General features: G+C 73.3%; 3 protein-coding genes and 1 pseudogene. All 4 read right to left on the minus strand.

Annotated elements, in window-relative coordinates:
- On the minus strand, positions 1-1318 hold a 1318-nt coding region (locus tag JNL41_RS12870), incomplete at its 3' end, for an amidohydrolase family protein (protein WP_293475520.1).
- 54 nt (positions 1319-1372) lie between these two features.
- Positions 1373-1873 (minus strand): hypothetical protein, encoded by a 501-nt coding sequence (locus tag JNL41_RS12875; RefSeq protein WP_293475522.1) that lies wholly within the window; start codon positions 1871-1873, stop codon positions 1373-1375.
- An 89-nt stretch (positions 1874-1962) separates the two neighbouring features.
- Positions 1963-2694: a ligase-associated DNA damage response endonuclease PdeM gene (gene pdeM / locus JNL41_RS12880; RefSeq protein WP_293475524.1), complete on the minus strand. Its 732-nt coding sequence runs from the start codon at positions 2692-2694 to the stop codon at positions 1963-1965.
- Positions 2691-3030 (minus strand): annotated as a pseudogene (locus JNL41_RS12885) (DNA ligase-associated DEXH box helicase); the annotation flags it as partial. The gene pdeM and the pseudogene JNL41_RS12885, both read right to left, overlap by 4 nt.

Below are 3030 nucleotides of genomic sequence, written 5' to 3' on the forward strand. Positions count from 1 at the left end.
CCTCCATCTCGTCCTTGGTCAGCGGCCTGAAGTCGGCGCGACGGTACTCGCGGCCGCGCTTCACGGTCAGCTCCAGGCTCTTCAGGTTGGCGATGTCGGCGCCGGGGTCGCGCGCGAAGACCGCCAGGTTGGCCAGCTTCCCGGCCTGCACCACGCCCATGTCCGCGTCCTGGCCCGCCGCCCGCGCGCCGTTCAGGGTCGCGGCCCGGATCACCTGCGCCGGCGTCATGCCCAGTTTCACCAGCGCCGCCATCTCCTGGAACAGCGTTGGCCAGGGCTCGTCCCATGGCGCGACCCAGTCGGTGCCGGCCGAGATCTCGACGCCGGCCTTCCACGCCTGCCGAACCAGGGCGTCCGAGAGTTCGCCGCTGCACAGCGGTTTGCGCGCGCCCGGATGCTTCGCCGCCTCCGCCGACAGGTTGCCGTAGATGCTGGTGGTCGCGTCCAGCATGATCCCGTCGGCCGCCATCCGGCGCACCACCTTCTCCACGGCCGGGTTGTCGCCGGCCAGGAAGGGCGCCGCCTCGATCGGCGTGCGGGTCTGATAGCTCGCCGGCGTGCCCGCCGCCTCGTGCGCCAGCGAGCAGGCGTGGCTCATCACGTCGGGCTTCGCCGCCGCCACCTCTCCGGGCGTGGCCGGATAGACCGCCGTGTGCGCCCACACCCGGATCCCCTGCCGGTGCGCCTCGGCGGCGATCTTCCTCACCAGGCCGGCGGGCAGGTTCGCGTAGATCTTGATCGCCGTGGCCGAGGTCCCGCGCGCCAGGGTCACCGCCTCGCGCAGGTCGGTCTTCCCGTCGATAGACTGCATCCACGGCGTCTTGCCGGGCGTGTAGCCGTAGCTCACCGCGATCGTCCGCGGGTCGGCGAAGAACGACGGCCCCGCCATCAGCGCCGCATAGTAGATGTCGGGCGCGGCGATCTCGCCCCTGCGGCTGGCGCGCGTGAGTTCGGCGACGCTGCGCAGGTCGTCGGCCATGTCGCGCACCGCCGTCACGCCGCCATAGAGGTCTCGCCGCAGGCTCGCCTCGGCCTGCCGCCGGTTCGGCGGCGTCGCCAGGTGCTCGTGGCTGTCGATCAGGCCGGGCGTCAGGAACTTGCCGGAGAGGTCCACGACGCGCGCGCCTGCCGGCGCCGCCAGCCGCCCGTCCGGCAGGACCTCCCTGATCCGCTCGCCGTCCACCAGCACCGACATGCCGGGCCGTCCCGGCGTCCCCGCGCCGTCGATCAGCGTGGCGTTGCGATAGAGCACCACGTCGGCCGCGGCAGGCCCCGCGATCAGCAGCCCCGCGGCCACGCCCAGCAGTCTTCGGTTCACGCCCACACCCCGCCCGTCACGACGCGGCGATGCGAGCCTCGCCCGCACCGCCTGTCAAGCCGCGGGCGGCTGCGGCGGCTCGCCCTCGGGGCCGCGGACCGCATCGGGCGGCGGCGCTGCGCCCGGCGGTTCCTCCGGCCGCGCCAGCCGGCGCAGCGCGTCGCGCAACGGGACCGGCACGCTCGCGCCCCAGACCAGCCCGATGCCGTACAGCAGCCGCCGGTTCGCCGCCGCCTCCAGCGCCACGGTGTCCCACAGCGTCGGGTCCGCCGCCGTCACGTCCTCGACCACGCCCACGACCACGTCGGCGACCATGGCGGGATGCTCGGCGGTGCGCGCGACGATGAACGCCACCTCCAGCGCCCGCATCGGCTCGTTCGCCACGAGGTCCATCACCGCGAAGTGCAACTGCTCGATCTCGCGCCGCATCTGGCGCGGCACCCTGTCGGTCTCGACGTGGCTGCGGCCGTCCAGCCACCACGCCTCCATCCACGCCGCGGCGATCTCGGCGTTGCTCTGCGCGAGCCACTCCTGCCAGGGCTGTTTACGTTTCATAAACCCCAGGCTGCCCGGGGAGTCCTAACGGGAGATTGCGAAGAAGCGTTAACTTCCGCTGCCTGTCGCGCAGGCGGGAAGGGGAGGACTCAGTCCTCCGTCAGTTGCCGCCATCCGATCGCCCGCACCTTCTGCGGCCCCAGCGCCCCGGCCAGGGGCGGGCGCACGAACATGCCGGCGAAGGCGGCGTCGCGCACGTTCAGGCCGCCGGCGTAGGCCCCGAACGCCGGCAGGATCGCCCGCTCGCCGTCGGTGACGAAGCAGCGGCGCCGGATGGTCCCGCGCGGGGCCTTCACCTTGGCCGCCGGGTGCAGGTGGCCCGCCAGCTCGCCGGCTTGCGGGCCCGCCTGCGGCTCGTGGCGCAGGACAAGCCCTGCCAGCGACAGCTCGTCCGCCGTCTCGCCCGGCAGCGCCTGCGGCCCGTCGGCGTCGTGGTTGCCGACCACCCACACCAGCGTGCGGCCTTCGGCCAGCGTGCGAAGCCGCGCCGCGTCGTCCGCCGCCAGCCGGCCCTCGGCCTTGCGGTCGTGGAAGGTGTCGCCCAGCAGCACGACCACGCGCGGCGTCGTCGCCGCCACCTCGGCCGCCAGCCGCCGCAGCGTCTCGCGCGTGTCGTAGGGCGGCAGCATCTGGCCGCGCGCGGCGTAGCTCGAGCCCTTCTCCAGGTGGAGGTCCGCCACCACCAGCGCCTGCTCGCTCTCGACCCACAGCGCGCCGGACGCCCGCATCGTCACGTCGACGCCCCGCACGGTCGTCCGCAGCCCTCCGCACGCCGCGGCGGCGAAGGCATAGGCGAAGGCGGACACGCTCACGTCGTTCACTGGGTGGCCTCGGCGATGAGATCGGCTTCCGCCTCGGCCAGGATCATCTCTCCGGCCTGGCCGGGCGAGCGTTCCTTGCCGATCTCCAACAGGATCGGCACCGAGAACGGCGAAAGGTGGTCCAGCGGCGCGTGGCGGATGCGACCCTAGATGCGCGCCAGCATGTCACCCAGCCGCGCCACGTCGATGAGGCCGCTCGCCGCATCCGCCCGCGCACAGCGCAGCAGGAGGTGGTCGGGCTCGTGCTTGCGCAGCACGTCGTAGATGAGGTCGGTGGAGAAGGTGATCTGCCGCCCCGTCTTCTGCTGCTCGCCGGGGAAGCGCTTCTCGATCAGG

Source organism: Phenylobacterium sp. (genome assembly GCF_016793285.1).
In the GTDB taxonomy this organism is placed as follows: domain Bacteria; phylum Pseudomonadota; class Alphaproteobacteria; order Caulobacterales; family Caulobacteraceae; genus Phenylobacterium.